Origin of the sequence: uncultured Modestobacter sp. (assembly GCF_947486615.1) — a bacterium.
Classification (GTDB): Bacteria; Actinomycetota; Actinomycetes; order Mycobacteriales; family Geodermatophilaceae; genus Modestobacter.
In genome coordinates this window covers 442,710-458,332 of the sequence record NZ_CANKUD010000001.1, presented here as the reverse complement: position 1 = coordinate 458,332, position 15,623 = coordinate 442,710, and the positions used below count along the sequence as shown (strand labels likewise).

Genomic DNA, 15,623 nt, shown 5'->3' with positions numbered 1-15,623 from the left:
CGCCTCGGTGGCGGGACGCAGCGCGCGTCGACTTGGCGAGCACATACCGGGTATGCATACTCCGTTTCCATGTCCATCCGACACGGTCTCCTGGCGCTGCTGGAGCGCGGGCCCAGCCACGGCTACCAGTTGCGCGCCCAGTTCGACTCGGCCACCGGGGCGACCTGGCCGCTGAACGTCGGGCAGGTGTACACCACCCTCGACCGGCTCGAGCGCGACGGGCTCGTCGCCCAGGACGGGGCACCGGACGGCTCCCCGGACGGCGAGGGCCGGATCGCCTACCGGATCACCGACGCCGGCCGGGCGGAGGTCCGCACCTGGTTCGGCTCGCCCGTCGGGTCCAGGGCCGCGCCCCGCGACGAGCTGGCGATCAAGCTGGCGCTGGCGGTGACCACCCCGGGCGTCGACGTCCTGGCGGTCGTGCAGACCCAGCGCTCGGCGACGATGTCCACGCTGCAGGAGCTCACCCGGCTCAAGGTGCGCGAAGCCGCCGACGACCTGGCCTGGTCGCTGGTGCTGGACTCGCTGGTGTTCCGGGCCGAGGCGGAGATCCGCTGGCTGGACCACTGCGAGGCGCGGGTCGCCCGGGCCGCGGCGCGACGTCCCACCGTTCCGCCGGCCGCCGCGACGCCGGCTCCGGAAGCGGCTCCCGCCGGGAAGCGGGGACGGCGGTGAGCGCCCCCGTCCTCGAGCTCAGCGGGGTCACCCGCGAGCACCGGCAGGGTGACCTGGTGGTGCACGCCCTGCGTGGGGCGGACCTCACCGTGGCCCCCGGCGAGCTGGTCGCGGTGATGGGCGCCTCCGGCTCGGGCAAGTCGACGCTGCTGCACATCGCCGGCGGGCTGGACACCCCGACCGCCGGGCAGGTGCTCGTCGAGGGCCAGGAGCTCACCCGGCTCTCCGCCGCCGCCCTCGCCGCCGTCCGCCGGCGCAGCGTCGGTTACGTGTTCCAGGACCTCAACCTCATCCCCGCCCTGACCGCGGTGGAGAACGTCTCGCTGCCCCGGGAGCTCGACGGCGTCCGTGGCCGGCAGGCGCGGGCCGAGGCGCGGGCCGCGCTGGACGAGGTGGGCATCGGCGAGCTCGCCGATCGGTTCCCCGACGAGATGTCCGGCGGGCAGCAACAGCGGGTGGCGATCGCCCGCGCGCTGGTCGGGGAGCGGCGCCTGCTGCTGGCCGACGAACCGACCGGTGCGCTGGACTCCACGACCGGCGAGGAGGTCCTCCGCCTGTTGCGGGCCCGGTGCGCGGCGGGGGCGGCCGGCGTGCTGGTCACCCACGAGGCCCGGCACGCGGCCTGGGCCGACCGGGTGCTCTTCCTGCGCGACGGCGTGGTCGTGGACACCAGCGGCCCGGTCACCGGCGCGGAGTCGCTGCTCCCGGCGGGCGGCGGGGCGTGAGCGGCTGGCTGGTGCGCTGGCGGCTGGCGCTGCGCATCGCCCGCCGGGACGCGCTCCGGGCGCGGGGTCGCAGCGTGCTGGTGCTGCTGATGGTCGGCCTGCCGGTGCTCGCCATCGTCGGCGCGGACACGCTGTACCGGACCGCCGAGGTCAGCGCCGTGGAGCAGCTGCCGACCACGCTCGGTGCCGCCGACGCCCGGATCGAGGGGGCGTCCCGTCAGCAGGTGTGGGCCGACCCGAGGGACGGTGAGCTGCTCTCCTACGAGCCGGGTGCGGACGACGCGCCGTGGACGGCGGCCGAGGTGCGGGACCTGTTGCCCGCGGGCGCCGAGGTGACCGAGGTGCGGATCGGCCCGCTGGCCTACCGGACGGATGCGGGGTACGCGACGGTCGACGGCTACGCAGACGACCTGACCGACCCGCTCCGGGAGGGCGCCGCCGAGGTGGCCGACGGCCGGGTGCCGGTCGCCGAGGGGGAGGTGGCGATCAGCCGGTCGGTGGCCCGCGCCGGCATCGCCGTCGGCGACGAGCTGCTCCTCAGCCGGGACGACGTGCCGGCCACGGTGGTCGGGGTGCTCGCCTCGCGCCCCGGCGGGGAGCCGTTCCTGGTGGTGCCACCGGCCGACGCCGAGCTGCTGAGCCGCTCGGCCGCGGAGTTCTACGCAGCCGTGCCGGGCGGGCTGGGCTGGCCGGCCGTGCAGGAGCTGAACGCGCAGGGGCTGGTGGTGGTCTCCCGCCAGGTCGTCGCCGACCCGCCGGCCGAGGCGGCGTTCAACCCGCCCGGCTGGTCGGAGAGCCGGGGCCTCGGCACCGCCGAGGTGGCCGTGCTCGCGCTGATCGTCACCGGTCTCCTGCTGGAGGTCGTGCTGCTGGCCGGGCCCGCGTTCGCCGTCGGGCTGCGCCAGCAGCGCCGGGATCTCGCCGTGCTGGCCGCCGCCGGCGGCGGACCGGGCGACCTGCGCCGGGTCGTGCTCGCCTCCGGGGTGGTGCTCGGCGGCGGGGCCGCGGTGCTCGGTGCGCTGCTCGGGGTCGGGCTGGCCGCGCTCGCCGTGCCGGTGGTCGAGAGCCGGTCCGACGTGGTGTTCGGCCCGTTCGACGTGCCGCTGCTCGACGTCCTCGTGGTGGTGGTGGTCGGGACCCTCGCCGGGCTGGCGGCGGCCGCCGTCCCCGCCCGGCAGGCCGCGCAGACCGACGTCGTCACCACGCTGACCGGCCGCCGCGGACAGGTGCACAGCTCCGGAAAGCTGCCGGTGCTGGGCCTGGCCGTGGCCGCCGCCGGGGTGGTACTCACCGTCACGGGTGCCCGGGGTGACCAGGGCACCGAGTTCGCCATCGCGGTGGGCGCCGTGCTGCTCGTGCTGGGCACCGTCCTCGCCGTGCCGTGGCTGGTCGGGCTCCTCGCGCCGCTGGCCGGGCGGCTGCCCACCCCGCTCCGGCTCGCGGTCCGCGACGCCACCCGCAACCGGACCCGCACCGCGCCGGCCGTGGCCGCGGTCATGGCGACCGTCGCGGGGATCACCGTGCTGGGCATCGCCAACAACAGCGACAGTGCACAGGGGGAACGCGACTACGCCCCGCGGGCCCCGCTGGGCGCCGCCGCGGTGCAGTTGTACCCGCCCTCCGGGGACGTGGACTGGGCCGACGTCGAGCGGGTCGTGGCCGATCAGCTGCCCGACCGCGAGGTCAGCGCGGTGCGGACGGCGAACTGGACCGAGGGGAGCCAGCAGCAGCTGTTCGCCTCCCGCCCCGGGTGCACGGCCGCGCCGGCGGAGTGCCGGTGGTTCCCCGAGGGGATCGGCGGGTTCGCCCCGGTGCTCGGTGGCGCGGAGGTGGTGGTCGTCGACGCCGATGCGCTCGCCGCCGTCACCGCGCGGGAGCTGCGCGCGGAGGTGCTCGCCGCCTTCACCGCCGGGCAGGCCGTGGTCTTCGGCTCCGGGGCCGTGGACGACGGGCAGGTGACCCTGCACGGATCGGAGTGGACGGGCAGCACCGACCGTCCGCTCGGCAGCGCCGAGCTGCCGGCGACCGAGATCGGGGTCTCGGCCACCGACGACGTCCTGCGGGTGCCCGCGTTGGTCGCCGTGCCCCCGGAGCTGGCCGAGCGGTTGCCGGTGCCGGTGGTGACCGCGGAGCTGGTCGTCGGCGGCCCGGACGCGCCGGTGACCGAGGCGGAGGAGGCGCACCTGCGGGAGGCGCTGACCGCTCTGTCGGCCGGCACCTCGGTGTACGTGGAGCGGGGCTTCACCGACCACCTCGCCATCGGCCGGGTGCTGCTGCTGGTCGTCGGCGGCGCGCTGGTGCTCGTCGCCACGCTCACCGCGACCGGGCTGGCGCTCGCCGATGCCCGGCCGGACCTCGCCACCCTGGCGGCGGTCGGCGCCGCGCCCCGCACCCGGCGGCTCGTGGCGATGGGGTCGGCTGCGGTGATCGGCGGTACGGGCGCGCTGCTCGGCGTCCTGGTGGGGTTCGGGCCCGGCATCGCCATCGCCCACCCGCTCACCAGCACCGACTACGGCATGGGGGCCCGGCCGCTGATCGACGTCCCCTGGCTGCTGATCGGCGCGGTCGCGGTCGTCGTCCCGCTGCTGGCGGTCGCCGGTACCGGGCTGTTCGTCCGCTCCCGGTTGCCGATGGTCGGCCGGCTCCGGTGACCGGGCCGGCCGAGCGGGCCTCCGTCGTCGCCGCGGCGCAGCTGGCGCGCGAGGCGCACGAACGCCGCCGGGAGCAGCGCGCGCCCCGGCGACCGACCACGGCCGCCCTCAGCCGCGTACGGGCAGCGGCGCCCCCTCCGCCGGGTGGCCACCGGTGACGACGCCCACGGCGGACCGGTCGCGGCGGGCGGTCCGGCGGGCGGTCCTCGCGACGCCGAGCACGGCGTAGGCGGCGACCGCCATGAGCACGATCGTGCCGCCGGAGGGGGTGTCGGCGTAGAAGGAGACCGCCGTGCCGCTGACCGACACGGTCACCCCGATCAGCGCCGCGATCACCAGGCTGCTGCGGAAGCTGCGGGCCACCAGCTGCGCGCAGCCGGCGGGCAGCACCATCAGCCCGCTGATCAGCAGCAGCCCGAGCACCCGCATCGACAGCGTCACGGTGACCGCGGTGACCACCGCGAGCAGCAGGTTCAGCCGCAGCACGGGCAGCCCACTGGCCCGGGCGTGCTCCTCGTCCAACGCCACGGTGAACAGCGACCGGCCCAGCCCGATCGTGACGCCGAGGACGACGGCGGCCATCGCGGCGAAGACGACGAGGTCGGCGCGGGTGGTGGTGGTCAGCGCGCCGAACAGGTAGCCGTCCAGCGTGATCGGGGTGCCGGCCGGGGCCCGGGTGACGACGACGACCCCACCGGCCAGGCCGCCGTAGAACATGATCGCCAGCGCGACGTCGGTGCCGGTTGACCGGCGGGCCCGCAGCACCTCGACGACGACCGCGCCGGCCACGGTGGCCAGCAGGGCGGTGAGCACGGGTGCCGACCGGGTGGCCAGCCCCACGGCCACCCCGAGCAGCGCGACGTGGCCGAGCCCGTCGCCGATCAGCGACAGCCGGCGCTGCACCAGGTAGACGCCCACGGTCGGCGCGGTGAGGCCCACGAGCACGGCGGCGGCGAGGGCCAGTCGCATGAACTCGTAGCTCAGCACCGGGTGCCCACCGCCGGCAGCGTCACCGTCCTGGTCACCACCTCGGCCAGTGGGCCCAGCTCGTGCACCACCACCACGACGGCCGCGCCGGTCTCGGCCAGGCCGGCCAGGGTGCTGGCCAGCACCCGCTGGCTGGCGGCGTCCACGCCGGCCGTCGGCTCGTCCAGCAGCAGCAGCTCCGGGTCGCCGGCCAGCGCGCGGGCCAGCAGCGCCCGGCGCTGCTGCCCACCGGAGAGCTCGGCGACGAGCCGGCGGTCGAAGCCGGCCAGCCCGGCGCCCTCCAGCGCGCAGTCGACGGCGCACCGGTCGGCCTCCCCGAACCGCTGCCAGGTGCGCAGCCGGCTCAGCCGGCCGGAGGACACCAGCTCCCGCACCGTCACGGGGACGCCGCCGGCGACGGTGTGCCGCTGGGGCACGTAGCCGACCCGGTGCCAGTCGCGGAACCGCGCCCGGGGGACGTCGAAGAACCGCACGTCGCCGGCCTGCACGTCGCACAGGCCCAGCACGCCGCGGACCAGCGTGGACTTGCCCGCCCCGTTGGGCCCGCGGACCGCGACCACCTCCCCGGGGTGCACGGTCAGGTCGACGCCGGTGAGGACGGCGTCCCGGCCGTGCCCGAAGCTGCCGCCGCGCACGGTCAGCGCACTGTCACAGGCCACCGGGACGGCGGCGGGCGCCCGGCGGGGGCGGACGCTCAGGAGCACGTCTGCCCCTCCTGCAGGCTGGCCAGGTTGGCCCGCATCAGCGCCAGGTAGTCCCCACCCGCCGACTCGTCGGTCAGCCCCTCGATCGGGTCCAGCTGCCGGGTCTGCGCGCCGGTCTCCCGGGCCACGGTCTCGGCGACGGCGGGGCTGACCAGCGTCTCGAAGTAGAGGGTGCGCACGTCGTGCTCCCGGACGAACTCGGTCGCCTCGGTCAGCGCGTCGGTGGCGGGCTCGGCGTCCGGCGCCAGCCCGCTGATGCCGAACTGCTCGAGGTCGTAGGCGTCGGCGAGGTAGCCGAAGGCGGTGTGGCTGGTGACCAGCTCGCGGCTGGCGCAGTCGGTCAGGCCGGCGCGGAACTCCCCGTCCAGCTCCTCGAGCTGGGCCCGCAGGTCCGCGGCGTTGGCGGTGTACTGATCGGCGTTGGCCTCGTCCGCGGTGGCCAGGCGCTCGGCCAGCGCGTCGCCGACCGCCGCCATCCGCATCGGGTCGTGCCAGAAGTGCGGGTCGGTCACCGGCTCGTCGGCGTGCTCCTCGTCCGCGTGCTCGTCCTCGGCGTGCTCATCCTCCGCGTGCTCGCCGTCCGCGTGCTCGTGGTCGTGGGCCTCGTAGGTGAGCGACAGGTCGGCCGGCTCGCCGGCGTCGAAGGCCCGCTCGGCGGCCTGCTGCTCGACCGCGGCGTCCACGGCGGGCTGCAGCGTCGGCAGGAAGACCACCACGTCGGCCTCGGCGGTGGCGGCGACGTCGCGGGGGGTGAGCTCGTACTCGTGCGGCTCGGCGCCGTCCGGGGTGAGCGAGGTGACGTCGGCCAGGTCGCCGGCCACCTGCTCGCTCAGCCACGCCAGCGGGTAGAACGCCGCCACGACGGTCAGTTTGCTCTCGTCGGCACCTGCGGCGTCCGCATCGGCCGCGCCGGAACAGCCGGCCAGCGCCACCGCCGCGGCGCAGGTCAGGGACAGCGTGGACAGCGAGCGGGCGGGACGTCGGTGGCGCGGTGACTGCATGGCCCGATGGTCCGGGTAATGAGAATCGTTGTCAAACGGGCGCTGACGGGGCGGCCGGTGGTCACCCCACCGCGGCGGGCTGCTCCGGCGACGGGGCCGTCGTCCCGGCCGGCACCGCGACCGGCCCGGCCGGCCGGCGCGGGCGGCGGCTCAGCCCGGACAGCGAGACGGCGAGCACCGAGGTGGTCACCAGCGCCGCGGTCGGGGCGAGCACCGCCCAGGGCGCCCGCTCGACGTAGGGCATCCCCTCGGCCAGCAGCAGCCCCCACTCCGGGGCCGGCGGCGTGGCCCCTAGGCCCAGGAAGCCCAGCGCGGCCAGGGCCAGCGCGATGCCCGGCAGCCGGAGCACGGCGTTGCGGGCGGCGGCGGGCAGCACGGCCGGCACCACGTGGCGCCAGGTGACCGCCGCCGGCCCCACCCCCAGCACCGGCAGCACGGTGACGTGGCGTTGCCGCCGGACCTCCTCCGACGCGGCCGCGACGTACGCCGCGATCGGCGCCCAGGCGACCAGTGCGACGGCCAGCGCCGCCCCTGCCTGGGACGTGCCCAGCGCCGCGGCGACCAGCACGCCGACGATCACCGGGGGCGCGGCGTTGGCGACCTCCACCGGCCCGACCGACGCCCGGGGCAGCAGCCCCACCAGGACGCCGACCACGAGCGTGGCCAGCACGACCAGGGTCGCCGTGCCGACGGTCTGCACCGCCCCGTGGGCCACCCGGGCCAGCAGGTCACGCCCGCTGGCGTCGGCGCCGAACGGCAACGCGACGCTGGGCGCGGCCAGCCGGGGGTGCGCCGAGGCCAGCGGGTCACGACCGAGGCCGGCGGCCACCACGACGACGAGCAGCCCGGCCGCACCGGCCGGCAGCAGCCAGTCGCGCCGCCGGGACGGGGTGGTGCGGGCCGGTACCGGCACGCTGCCGCTGCGCAGCGCCCGGCCCAGCAGCAGTGCCCGGGTCAGCGCGGCCAGCCCGCCGAACACCGCCGAGACGCCGAGCAGCAGCAGCATCCCGGCCTGCAGGGTCGGCAGGTCCTGGGCCGACGCGGCGCCGAGCACCGCGCGCCCCAGCCCGGGGACGGCGAACACCTGCTCCACGGCGACCGCCCCGCCGGTCAGGCCGACCAGCACCAGCGCCACCTGGGTGGTCAGCGCCGGCAGGGTGCGGCGCACCAGGGCGCGGCTCAGCTGACCGGCCGACGCGCCGGCCACCTGCCAGGTGGGCACCCACCGCTCGGTGCCGGTGACGGTGAGCCCGTCGGCGACCAGCCGGCCGATCAGCCCGCCCGCGGGCAGGCCCATCGCCAGCGCCGGCAGCACCACCGAGGACGGGCCGGTCCAGCCGAAGGGCTGGAACCAGCCCAGCCACACCGCGCCGACCAGGAGCAGCACGGAAGCCAGCAGGAACTCCGGCAGCGCGGTGAGGGCGGCCCCGACCGCGCCACCGGTGCGGCCCCGCTCACCCCGGGCGACCCGGTGCAGCGGCGGCCAGCACAGCAGCGCCGCGGTGGCCAGCGCGACCAGCAGGGCCGCGGTCATCAGCGTCACCGAGACGCCGAGGGCCTCGATGAGCCCGGGACCCACCGGTCCGCCGGAGATCCACGAGGTGCCCAGGTCGCCGCGGAGCAGCCCGGACAGCCAGTGCCCGAGCAGCCCGAGCGGGCCGGCGTCCAGGCCGAGCTCGGCCCGGATCGCCGCGAGCGCCTCCGGGGTGGCCTCCTGCTCGGCCGAGCGTGCCCGCAGGATCGACAGCTCCGGGCTGCGGCCGGACAGCCAGGGCAGCACCCCGATCAGCGCCACCACGCCGAGGACGGTGACCGCCCGGGAGGCGGCGGTCACCCATCCCCGCCGTGGCACGGCTCAGTCCTCGCCGACGGTGGTGTCGGCGGTGATCAGCGCCCGCTCGCGCGGGTCGCGCACGGCACCGGAGACGCCGGCGGCCTCACCCTGGATGACCCGCTCGTGCAGCATCGGCACCGCGGCACCGGTGTCCAGGATCGCCCGCTCGGCGGCGATGACCGCCTGCTGGCGCTCCGGGCCCGGAGTGGCGGCCGCGGCCTCCTCGAGGGCGGCGTCCACCGCCGGGTCGCACAGCTGGGCGATGTTGAACGAGCCCTCGCAGGCGAAGTCGCTGTACAGGTAGGCGACCGGGTCGCCGGAGTCCAGCACCGTGGCGCGGGACAGGATGAACGCGTCGAACACGCCGGCCAGGGCGTCGGCCTCGATGAAGGCGTACTCCCGGACGTCCTGCTCCACGGTGAAGCCGACCGCCTCCAGCTGCTGCTCGAGCAGCACGGCGACCTCGGGCAGCTCGGCCCGGTCGGTGAAGGTGCCCAGGGTGATCGTCGTGCCGGCCGGCACGGCCGGCGCCGCGGCGTCCGCCTGGCCCTCGCGCAGGTCGGCGGCCCACGGGATGGCCGGGCCCAGCAGGCCCTCGGCGATGTCGGCCCGGCCCTCGTAGACGTTCTCCACGATGGTGGCCCGCTCCACCGCGGCCCGGGCGGCGGCGCGCACCGCCGGGTCGGCGAACGGCCCGGACACGGTGTTCAGGTAGAGGGTGTTGGTGCGCGGCATGGGCACCTCGTGCACCAGCTCCTCGTCGACCAGCCCGGCCTGGGAGACCGGCACCGCCTCGACGACGTCGGCGGTGCCGGTGCGCAGCGCCGCGGCCCGGGCGGTGCCGTCGGGCACGAAGGACACGTCGATGCCGGCGGCGGCCGCGGGGTCGCCCCAGTAGCCGTCGAAGCGGTCGAGGGTGGCGCCGGAGGTGCCGTCCACGGCGACCAGCTCGAACGGGCCGGTGCCGTGGCCGACCGGGTCGACCCGGCCGTCCGCGCCGTAGGCGGCCGCGGCGAGGACCGCCAGCTGCGGGCTGGACATCCGCTGCGGGACCAGCGGGTCGGCCTCACCGGTGGTGACCACGACGTCGGAGCCGTCGGCCACGGCGCTCAGCTCGACACCGTCCAGGATCCGCGGCCGGGGCGAGGCCTCGTTCGCGGCGGTCAGCGCGGCGGCGGCCTGCTCGGCGGTCAGCTCGGTGCCGTCGTGGAACTCGACGCCCTCGCGGACGGTGAACCGCCAGGTGAGGTCGTCGGTCTGGGTCCACTCGGTGGCCAGGGCGGGCTGGGCGTCGCCGTCGGCGTCCAGCACCACCAGGGTCTCGGCGGTGCTCCAGCGGGAGAGCTTGAACGCGTCGTCGGTCAGCGGGTTCAGCCCCGAGCGCGGCGGCTGCAGCATGGCCAGCGAGATCCGGCCCTCGGCGGCGGCCTCGCTGCCGCCGCCGTCGGTCGAGCTGCTGAAGCAGCCGGTGGTCAGCAGGGCGACGGTGGCGCCGAGCGCGAGCAGGCGGGGAGTGCGGGAGGAGGACATCGTTCCGTTCTCTGTGGGGTGGGTCAGCGGTCAGGCGGGCAGGGTGGGGACGGCGTCGAGCAGGTCCCGGGTGCGCGGGTGCGCGGGGCGGGTGAGGAGGTCGGCCGTGGGCCCTTCCTCGACCACGAGCCCGTCGGCGAGCACGACGGTGCGGTCGCAGAGCCGGGCGACGACGGCCAGGTCGTGGGAGACCAGCAGCAGCCCCAGGCCCTGGCGGGCGGAGAGGTCGGCCAGCACCTCCACCACCTGGTCGCGCACCGGCAAGTCCAGGCCGCTGACCGGCTCGTCGGCCAGCAGCAGCACCGGCTCGGGGGCCAGCGCCCGCGCCAGGGCGACCCGCTGGGCCTGGCCGCCGGAGAGCTCCCCGGGACGCCGGCCGGCCAGGTCGGGGTCCAGGCCAACCCGGGTGAGCGCGGTGGTGACGGCGGCGGCGTGGTCGCCGGGCACCTGCAGGTGCCGCAGCGGGACCGAGACCAGCTCGCGCACGGTCGAGCGCGGGTCGAGCGAGCCGGCCGGGTCCTGGGGCACGTACTGGACCAGCCGGCGGTACCAGCGCAGCGACGCCGTCGACCCCGGACGGACGGCGCGACCGGCGACGGTCACGGTGCCGCGATCGGGGCTCTCCAGCGCCAGCAGGCAGCGCAGCAGGGTGGACTTCCCCGAGCCGGAGGTGCCCACCAGCCCGACCCGTTCCCCGGCGGCGACGCGCAGGTCGACCCCCCGCAGCGCGGCCACGGTGGTGCGCGGCCCCCACGGGCGGCGCCGGGGCAGCGGGTAGCCGCGCTCGATGCCCGCGGCGGTGAGCACCGGGCCGTCCACCGGGCCGCTCACGAGGCGACCCCGGCCCGGGTGGGCAGCGCGCCGGCGCGGGCGGCGCGCACCAGTGCGGCGCTCTGCTCGTGCCGGGGGTCGGTCAGCAGCCGGGTGATCGGGGCGTCCTCCACGACGGCGCCCCCGTGCAGCACGACGGCGCGGTCGCAGAGGGCGGCGGCCACCGCCAGGTCGTGGGTGATGAAGAGCAGGGCGGCGTCCCGGGTGGCCTCGCGCAGCACGGTGACCACCTGGGCCTGGGTGACCAGGTCCAGGGCGGTCGTCGGCTCGTCGGCCACCAGCAGCCCGGCGCGGGAGGCCAGCGCCATGGCGATGCAGACCCGCTGCCGCTGACCGCCGGAGAGCTCGCCGGGGGAGCTGTGCAGCACCCGCTCGGCGTCGTCCAGGCCGACCGCCGCGAGCAGCTCGGTGCGCTGCCGCGCCAGCTCGGCGCCGCGCAGCCCGCGGTGGTTGCGCAGCGGCAGGGCCAGCTGCGCGCCGACCGGCACCAGCGGGTTGAGGGCGGCGGCCGGGTCCTGGCCCACCGCGGCGACCCGGGCGGCGGCGGGACGGCGGGCCGGCGGGCGGCCGGTCACCTCGACCCCGGCCACCTGGACGCTGCCGCGGACCTGCGCGCCGGCGGGCAGGGTGCCCAGCACCGCTGCGGCGGTCAACGACTTGCCCGAGCCCGACGCACCGATCAGCGCCACCCGCTCGGTCGCCCCGACCTCGAGCCGGACCCCGCGCACGAGCTCCCGGCCGCCGAGGGAGACCGAGAGGCCGTCGACGACGAGCGCCGGCAGCCGGTCCTCCGCTCGCGCCGGAGTGATAACCATTGTCGGCAATCTACCCGGTCGCGTCGGGCGCCCGTCAGCTGCCCGTCTCGAGCCGGTCGCCTTCCTGCAAGGTGGTTGCAATACCGTTCCACGGGCGAGGCCCCCTCGCGGACCGGGCCGGAGCCCCTCGCCCGGCCGGCACCACCCATCCCCAGGAGGAACACCTTGGCCGCACGCACCCCCTCCGGTCGCCGGGTGGGCGCCGTCCGCCCCGAGCTGGCCGACCTGCTCCGCGCCACCGGGGTCGTCCCGCAGTCGGCGGGCAGCGTCGAGGAGGCGCGGGAGCTGCTCGCCCGGGACGGCGCGGTCGTGGTGGCCGAGCCCGGTCCGGGGCCCGAGGCGCTGCCGGTGGTCGCCGCCCAGCTCTACGGCGACCGGCTCCGGCAGCTGTTCGCCGTCCGCCCGCTGCGCCAGCAGGCCGGCGAGCTGCTCGGGCTGCACAGCGACGGCGCCTACGTGGTGGTCGACGTGCACGGCCGTACGGTCGCCCTGCGCGACCCGGACGAGGACGGGCTGCTGCAGCGCTGCGTCCGGCCGGCGCCCGAGGGCGGCGACTCGTTCCTGGTCGACGGGTACGCCCTCGTCGACGCGCTGGCCACCGGCTGCCCGGAGCTGCACGCCTTCCTGACCGGCACCGACGTCGACTACTTCGGCGGGTGGCAGACCGCACCGCACGAGGTGCCGCGCACCCCGCTGGTGCGGCGGCTGGTCGAGCACACCCGGGCCGGCCGCCGGGTGGTGCGGGCCAGCGAGACCGCCGTCCCGGTGCCGCGCGAGCCGCGCGCCGCCGAGCACGAGGCCCACCTGGACCTGTGGGCCGACGTGCTCGCCACCGCCGTGGACGTGGTGCCGCACTTCCGGCTGGAGGCCGGCGAGGTGCTGGTGATCGACAACTACCGCTGCCTGCACGGCCGCGACCCGTTCACCGGCCAGCGGGACGTCGACGTGCTGACGGTGCTGACCGCGGACGCCTGGTGAGCGACGGGTTCCCCCTGCTGCAGGTCCGCGCGCTCACCGTCGGCTTCGGCGGCCGCACCGTCGTGTCCGGTGTCTCCTTCGACGTCGCCGCGGGGGAGCGGGTCGCCCTGGTCGGCGCCTCGGGGTCGGGCAAGACGCTGACCACGCTCGCCCTGCTCGGCCTGCTGCCCCCGGACGCCGTCGTCACCGGCAGCGTCCGGGTCGAGCGCACCGAGGTGGTCGGCGCCCCGGAGCGGGAGCTGCGCCCGCTGCGGGGGCCGGTGACCGCGCTCGTGCCGCAGGACCCGGGCACCTCGCTCAACCCGCAGGTGCGGGTGGGCCGGCAGGTGGCCGCTCCGCTGCGCCGGACCGGGACCGGTCGCCGGGCGGCCGCGGTGCGGGCCGGTGAGCTGCTGGCGGAGATGCGGCTGCCCGCGGGCACCGACCGGCGGTTCCCGGTGCAGCTGTCCGGCGGGCAGCGGCAGCGGGCCGCGCTCGCCATGGCGCTGGCCGGGAGCCCCCGGCTGCTGGTCGCCGACGAGCCGACGTCCGCACTCGACGCCACCGCCCAGCACGGGGTGCTCGCGGCGCTCGGCCGCGCCACCCGCGAGCGCGGCGCCGGGCTGCTGCTGGTCACCCACGACCTCGCCGCCGCGGCGACCACCTGCGACCGGGTGCTGGTGCTGGACGAGGGCCGGCTGCTGGCCGACGGGCCGCTGCACCAGGTGCTGGCCGGGCACGACCACCCCGCGGTGCGCGCCCTGGTCGAGGCCACCGCCGCGCTCAGCCCGCCGGCCCTGGTGGGTGCCCGGTGAGCGCCGGGTCCCGGACGAGCGACGTCCCGCTGCTGGCCGCACGCGGGCTGACCCGCCGGTACCGCGGCAGCGACGCACCCGCGCTGGACGGCGTCGCCCTGGTCGTCGGTGCCGGCCGGCGGGTGGCCGTGGTGGGGGAGTCCGGCGCCGGCAAGTCCACCCTCACCCGGCTGCTGCTCGGGCTGGAGCGGCCCGACGCCGGGGAGGTCACCTACCGCGGCCGGCCGGTGCACCCGGGCCGGCCCCGGTCGCTGCACTGGTTCCGCCGGGCCGTGCAGGTGGTGCCGCAGGACACCGGCCGCTCGCTGAACCCGCGGATGCGCGTCGGGGACGCCGTGGCCGAGCCGCTGCGCTGCCTGCGGGTGGCCGGCGACCACCGCGCCCGGGTCGCCGAGCTGCTGCTCGCCGTCGGGCTCGACCCGGACGCCGCCACGCGGCTGCCGCACGAGTTCTCCGGCGGCCAGCGGCAGCGGATCGCGCTGGCCCGCGCACTCGCCCCCCGTCCGGAGGTGCTGATCGCCGACGAGCCGGTGAGCGCGCTGGACGCCGCCGTCCGGCTGCAGGTGGTCGACCTGCTGCGCGAGATCGGTGACGCCGAGGGCGTGGCGCTGCTGGTCGTCTCGCACGACCTGGGCGTGGTCTCCGCGCTCTGCTCCGACGTGGTGGTGCTGGCCGGTGGCCGGGTCGTGGAGGCCGGCCCGGTCGACCGGGTGCTCACCGACCCGGCCAGCCGGGAGGCGCGCGCCCTGGTCACCGCCGTCCCGCGGCTGGTGCTGACGTGACCGGGCGGATCAGCTGGCAGCCGCTGGTGCTGTTCCGCCGGCTGCCCGCGGTGCCGCGGCTGCTGCTGGCCTCCCAGCTGGCCTTCAACGTCGGCTTCTACCTGGTGGTGCCGTTCCTGGCCGTGCACCTGACCGAGGACCTGGCGCTGGCCGGCGGGCTGGTCGGCCTGGTGCTCGGCGTGCGCACCTTCAGCCAGCAGGGCCTGTTCTTCCTCGGCGGTGGGCTGGCCGACCGGTTCGGCGTCAAGCCCGTGGTGGTCATCGGCTGCCTGATCCGGATCGCCGGGTTCGCGGTGCTCGCCGTCGCCGACGCGCTGCCGGCGGTGCTGCTGGGCACCGTGCTGGTCGGCTTCGCCGCGGCGCTGTTCTCCCCGGCCGTGGAGTCCGCGCTGGCCGACCAGGGGCACCGGCTGGAGGTCGCCGGGGTGGTGACCCGGGCCGAGGTGTTCGGCCTGGACGCGATCGCCAGCAAGCTCGGCTCGGTCACCGGCCCGGCGCTGGGCGCGGTGCTGCTCGCCGTGCCCTTCAGCGTCACCTGCTGGGTGTCCGCCGGCGTCTTCGGCGTCGTCCTCGCCGCGCACCTGCGCTGGCTGCCGCGCGACCTGCGCACCGAGGGCAGCGGGGAGGAGAGCGTGCTCGCCGGCTGGGGTCACGTGCTGCGCAACCGCACCTTCCTGGCCTTCACCGCCTGCTACTGCACCTACCTGCTCAGCTACAACCAGCTCTACCTCGCGCTGCCCGTGGAGCTGTCCCGGGCCACCGGCAGCCAGGGCGCGCTCGGCTGGCTGTTCGTGCTGGCCGCGGTGTCGGTGCTGCTGTTCCAGCTGCGGATCACCGCCCGCGCCCGGCGGGCGGGGGCGCACCGGGCGCTGCCGTTCGGGTTCGCCCTGATGAGCGCCTCGTTCCTGCTGGTCGCGGTGTGCGCCCCGCTCGCGCCACCGTCCGGCATCTGGGCGCTCGCGCCCGCGGTGGGCATGGTGCTGCTGCTCTACACCGGCCAGATGGTCGCCGTCCCGCTCGCCCAGGACCTGGTGCCCCGCCTCGCCGGCGAGCGGCGGCTGGGCGCCCACTTCGGCTTCCTCGCCTCCGCCGGCGGCGCCGCGGTGCTGGTGGGCAGCACCGGGGTGGGCGCCCTGCTCGACCTCGCCGACCGGCCGCAGCCGGCCGCCGCCGTCCCGTGGCTGGTGCTGGCGGCGCTGCCCGCGGCCTCCGCCGTCGGGCTGGCGCTGCTCACCCGGCGGATCGCCCGCACACCGCCGGCGGGGCTCCCGGCGCCCGCCGTCCCCGCCGAGGAACCGGCGCACCCGTGACCGGTC

Annotated in this window: 14 protein-coding genes; 7 read left to right on the top strand and 7 right to left on the bottom strand. The window is 77.3% G+C overall.

From position 1 onward, the window contains the following. Positions 1-69 precede the first annotated feature (69 nt). From Q1A09_RS02195 to Q1A09_RS02185, 3 genes are read left to right on the top strand one after another with little or no spacing between them, the layout of a single operon-like run. A complete protein-coding gene (locus tag Q1A09_RS02195) occupies positions 70-675 on the top strand; it encodes a PadR family transcriptional regulator (protein WP_299951593.1) in 606 nt (201 codons plus the stop codon). After that, a complete protein-coding gene (locus Q1A09_RS02190; protein ID WP_299951592.1) occupies positions 672-1,400 on the top strand; it encodes an ABC transporter ATP-binding protein in 729 nt (242 codons plus the stop codon). Before Q1A09_RS02195 ends, Q1A09_RS02190 begins: the two co-directional genes overlap by 4 nt. After that, on the top strand, positions 1,397-4,051 hold the full coding sequence (locus Q1A09_RS02185; protein ID WP_299951590.1) for an FtsX-like permease family protein: 2,655 nt from the start codon (positions 1,397-1,399) through the stop codon (positions 4,049-4,051). The genes Q1A09_RS02190 and Q1A09_RS02185 overlap by 4 nt, the downstream gene beginning before the upstream one ends. 108 nt (positions 4,052-4,159) lie before the next feature. Here the strand turns inward: Q1A09_RS02185 and Q1A09_RS02180 are convergent, their stop codons facing one another. The 7 genes from Q1A09_RS02180 to Q1A09_RS02150 form a co-directional block, all read right to left on the bottom strand. Next, complete coding sequence (locus tag Q1A09_RS02180; RefSeq protein ID WP_299951588.1) at positions 4,160-5,038, bottom strand: metal ABC transporter permease; 879 nt, start codon at positions 5,036-5,038, stop codon at positions 4,160-4,162. After that, positions 5,032-5,742: a metal ABC transporter ATP-binding protein gene (locus tag Q1A09_RS02175; protein WP_299951586.1), complete on the bottom strand. Its 711-nt coding sequence runs from the start codon at positions 5,740-5,742 to the stop codon at positions 5,032-5,034. The genes Q1A09_RS02180 and Q1A09_RS02175 overlap by 7 nt, the downstream gene beginning before the upstream one ends. After that, positions 5,733-6,743 carry a metal ABC transporter substrate-binding protein gene (locus Q1A09_RS02170; protein ID WP_299951584.1) on the bottom strand — a complete coding sequence of 337 codons (1,011 nt, stop codon included), beginning with the start codon at positions 6,741-6,743 and terminating at the stop codon, positions 5,733-5,735. Before Q1A09_RS02170 ends, Q1A09_RS02175 begins: the two co-directional genes overlap by 10 nt. A 61-nt stretch (positions 6,744-6,804) precedes the next feature. Next, the gene (locus Q1A09_RS02165) at positions 6,805-8,595 is read right to left on the bottom strand and encodes an ABC transporter permease subunit (protein ID WP_299951581.1); all 1,791 of its coding nucleotides are present in this window, start codon (positions 8,593-8,595) and stop codon (positions 6,805-6,807) included. A 3-nt stretch (positions 8,596-8,598) separates the two neighbouring features. Beyond that, positions 8,599-10,107: an ABC transporter substrate-binding protein gene (locus tag Q1A09_RS02160; RefSeq protein WP_299951579.1), complete on the bottom strand. Its 1,509-nt coding sequence runs from the start codon at positions 10,105-10,107 to the stop codon at positions 8,599-8,601. Positions 10,108-10,137: 30 nt separating this feature from the next. Continuing rightward, positions 10,138-10,938, bottom strand: coding sequence for an ABC transporter ATP-binding protein (locus Q1A09_RS02155; RefSeq protein ID WP_299951577.1), 801 nt, complete (start codon positions 10,936-10,938; stop codon positions 10,138-10,140). Further along, positions 10,935-11,753, bottom strand: coding sequence for an ABC transporter ATP-binding protein (locus Q1A09_RS02150; RefSeq protein WP_299951575.1), 819 nt, complete (start codon positions 11,751-11,753; stop codon positions 10,935-10,937). Before Q1A09_RS02150 ends, Q1A09_RS02155 begins: the two co-directional genes overlap by 4 nt. Before the next feature lie 165 nt (positions 11,754-11,918). Here Q1A09_RS02150 and Q1A09_RS02145 point away from each other — a divergent pair, with 165 nt between their 5' ends. From Q1A09_RS02145 to Q1A09_RS02130, 4 genes are read left to right on the top strand one after another with little or no spacing between them, the layout of a single operon-like run. Then, positions 11,919-12,731: a TauD/TfdA family dioxygenase gene (locus tag Q1A09_RS02145; RefSeq protein ID WP_299951573.1), complete on the top strand. Its 813-nt coding sequence runs from the start codon at positions 11,919-11,921 to the stop codon at positions 12,729-12,731. Then, positions 12,728-13,525: an ATP-binding cassette domain-containing protein gene (locus tag Q1A09_RS02140; RefSeq protein ID WP_299951570.1), complete on the top strand. Its 798-nt coding sequence runs from the start codon at positions 12,728-12,730 to the stop codon at positions 13,523-13,525. Before Q1A09_RS02145 ends, Q1A09_RS02140 begins: the two co-directional genes overlap by 4 nt. Further along, the gene (locus Q1A09_RS02135) at positions 13,522-14,307 is read left to right on the top strand and encodes an ABC transporter ATP-binding protein (RefSeq protein WP_299951568.1); all 786 of its coding nucleotides are present in this window, start codon (positions 13,522-13,524) and stop codon (positions 14,305-14,307) included. The genes Q1A09_RS02140 and Q1A09_RS02135 overlap by 4 nt, the downstream gene beginning before the upstream one ends. Next, positions 14,304-15,617: an MFS transporter gene (locus tag Q1A09_RS02130; protein WP_299951566.1), complete on the top strand. Its 1,314-nt coding sequence runs from the start codon at positions 14,304-14,306 to the stop codon at positions 15,615-15,617. Before Q1A09_RS02135 ends, Q1A09_RS02130 begins: the two co-directional genes overlap by 4 nt. Positions 15,618-15,623: the final 6 nt, after the last annotated feature.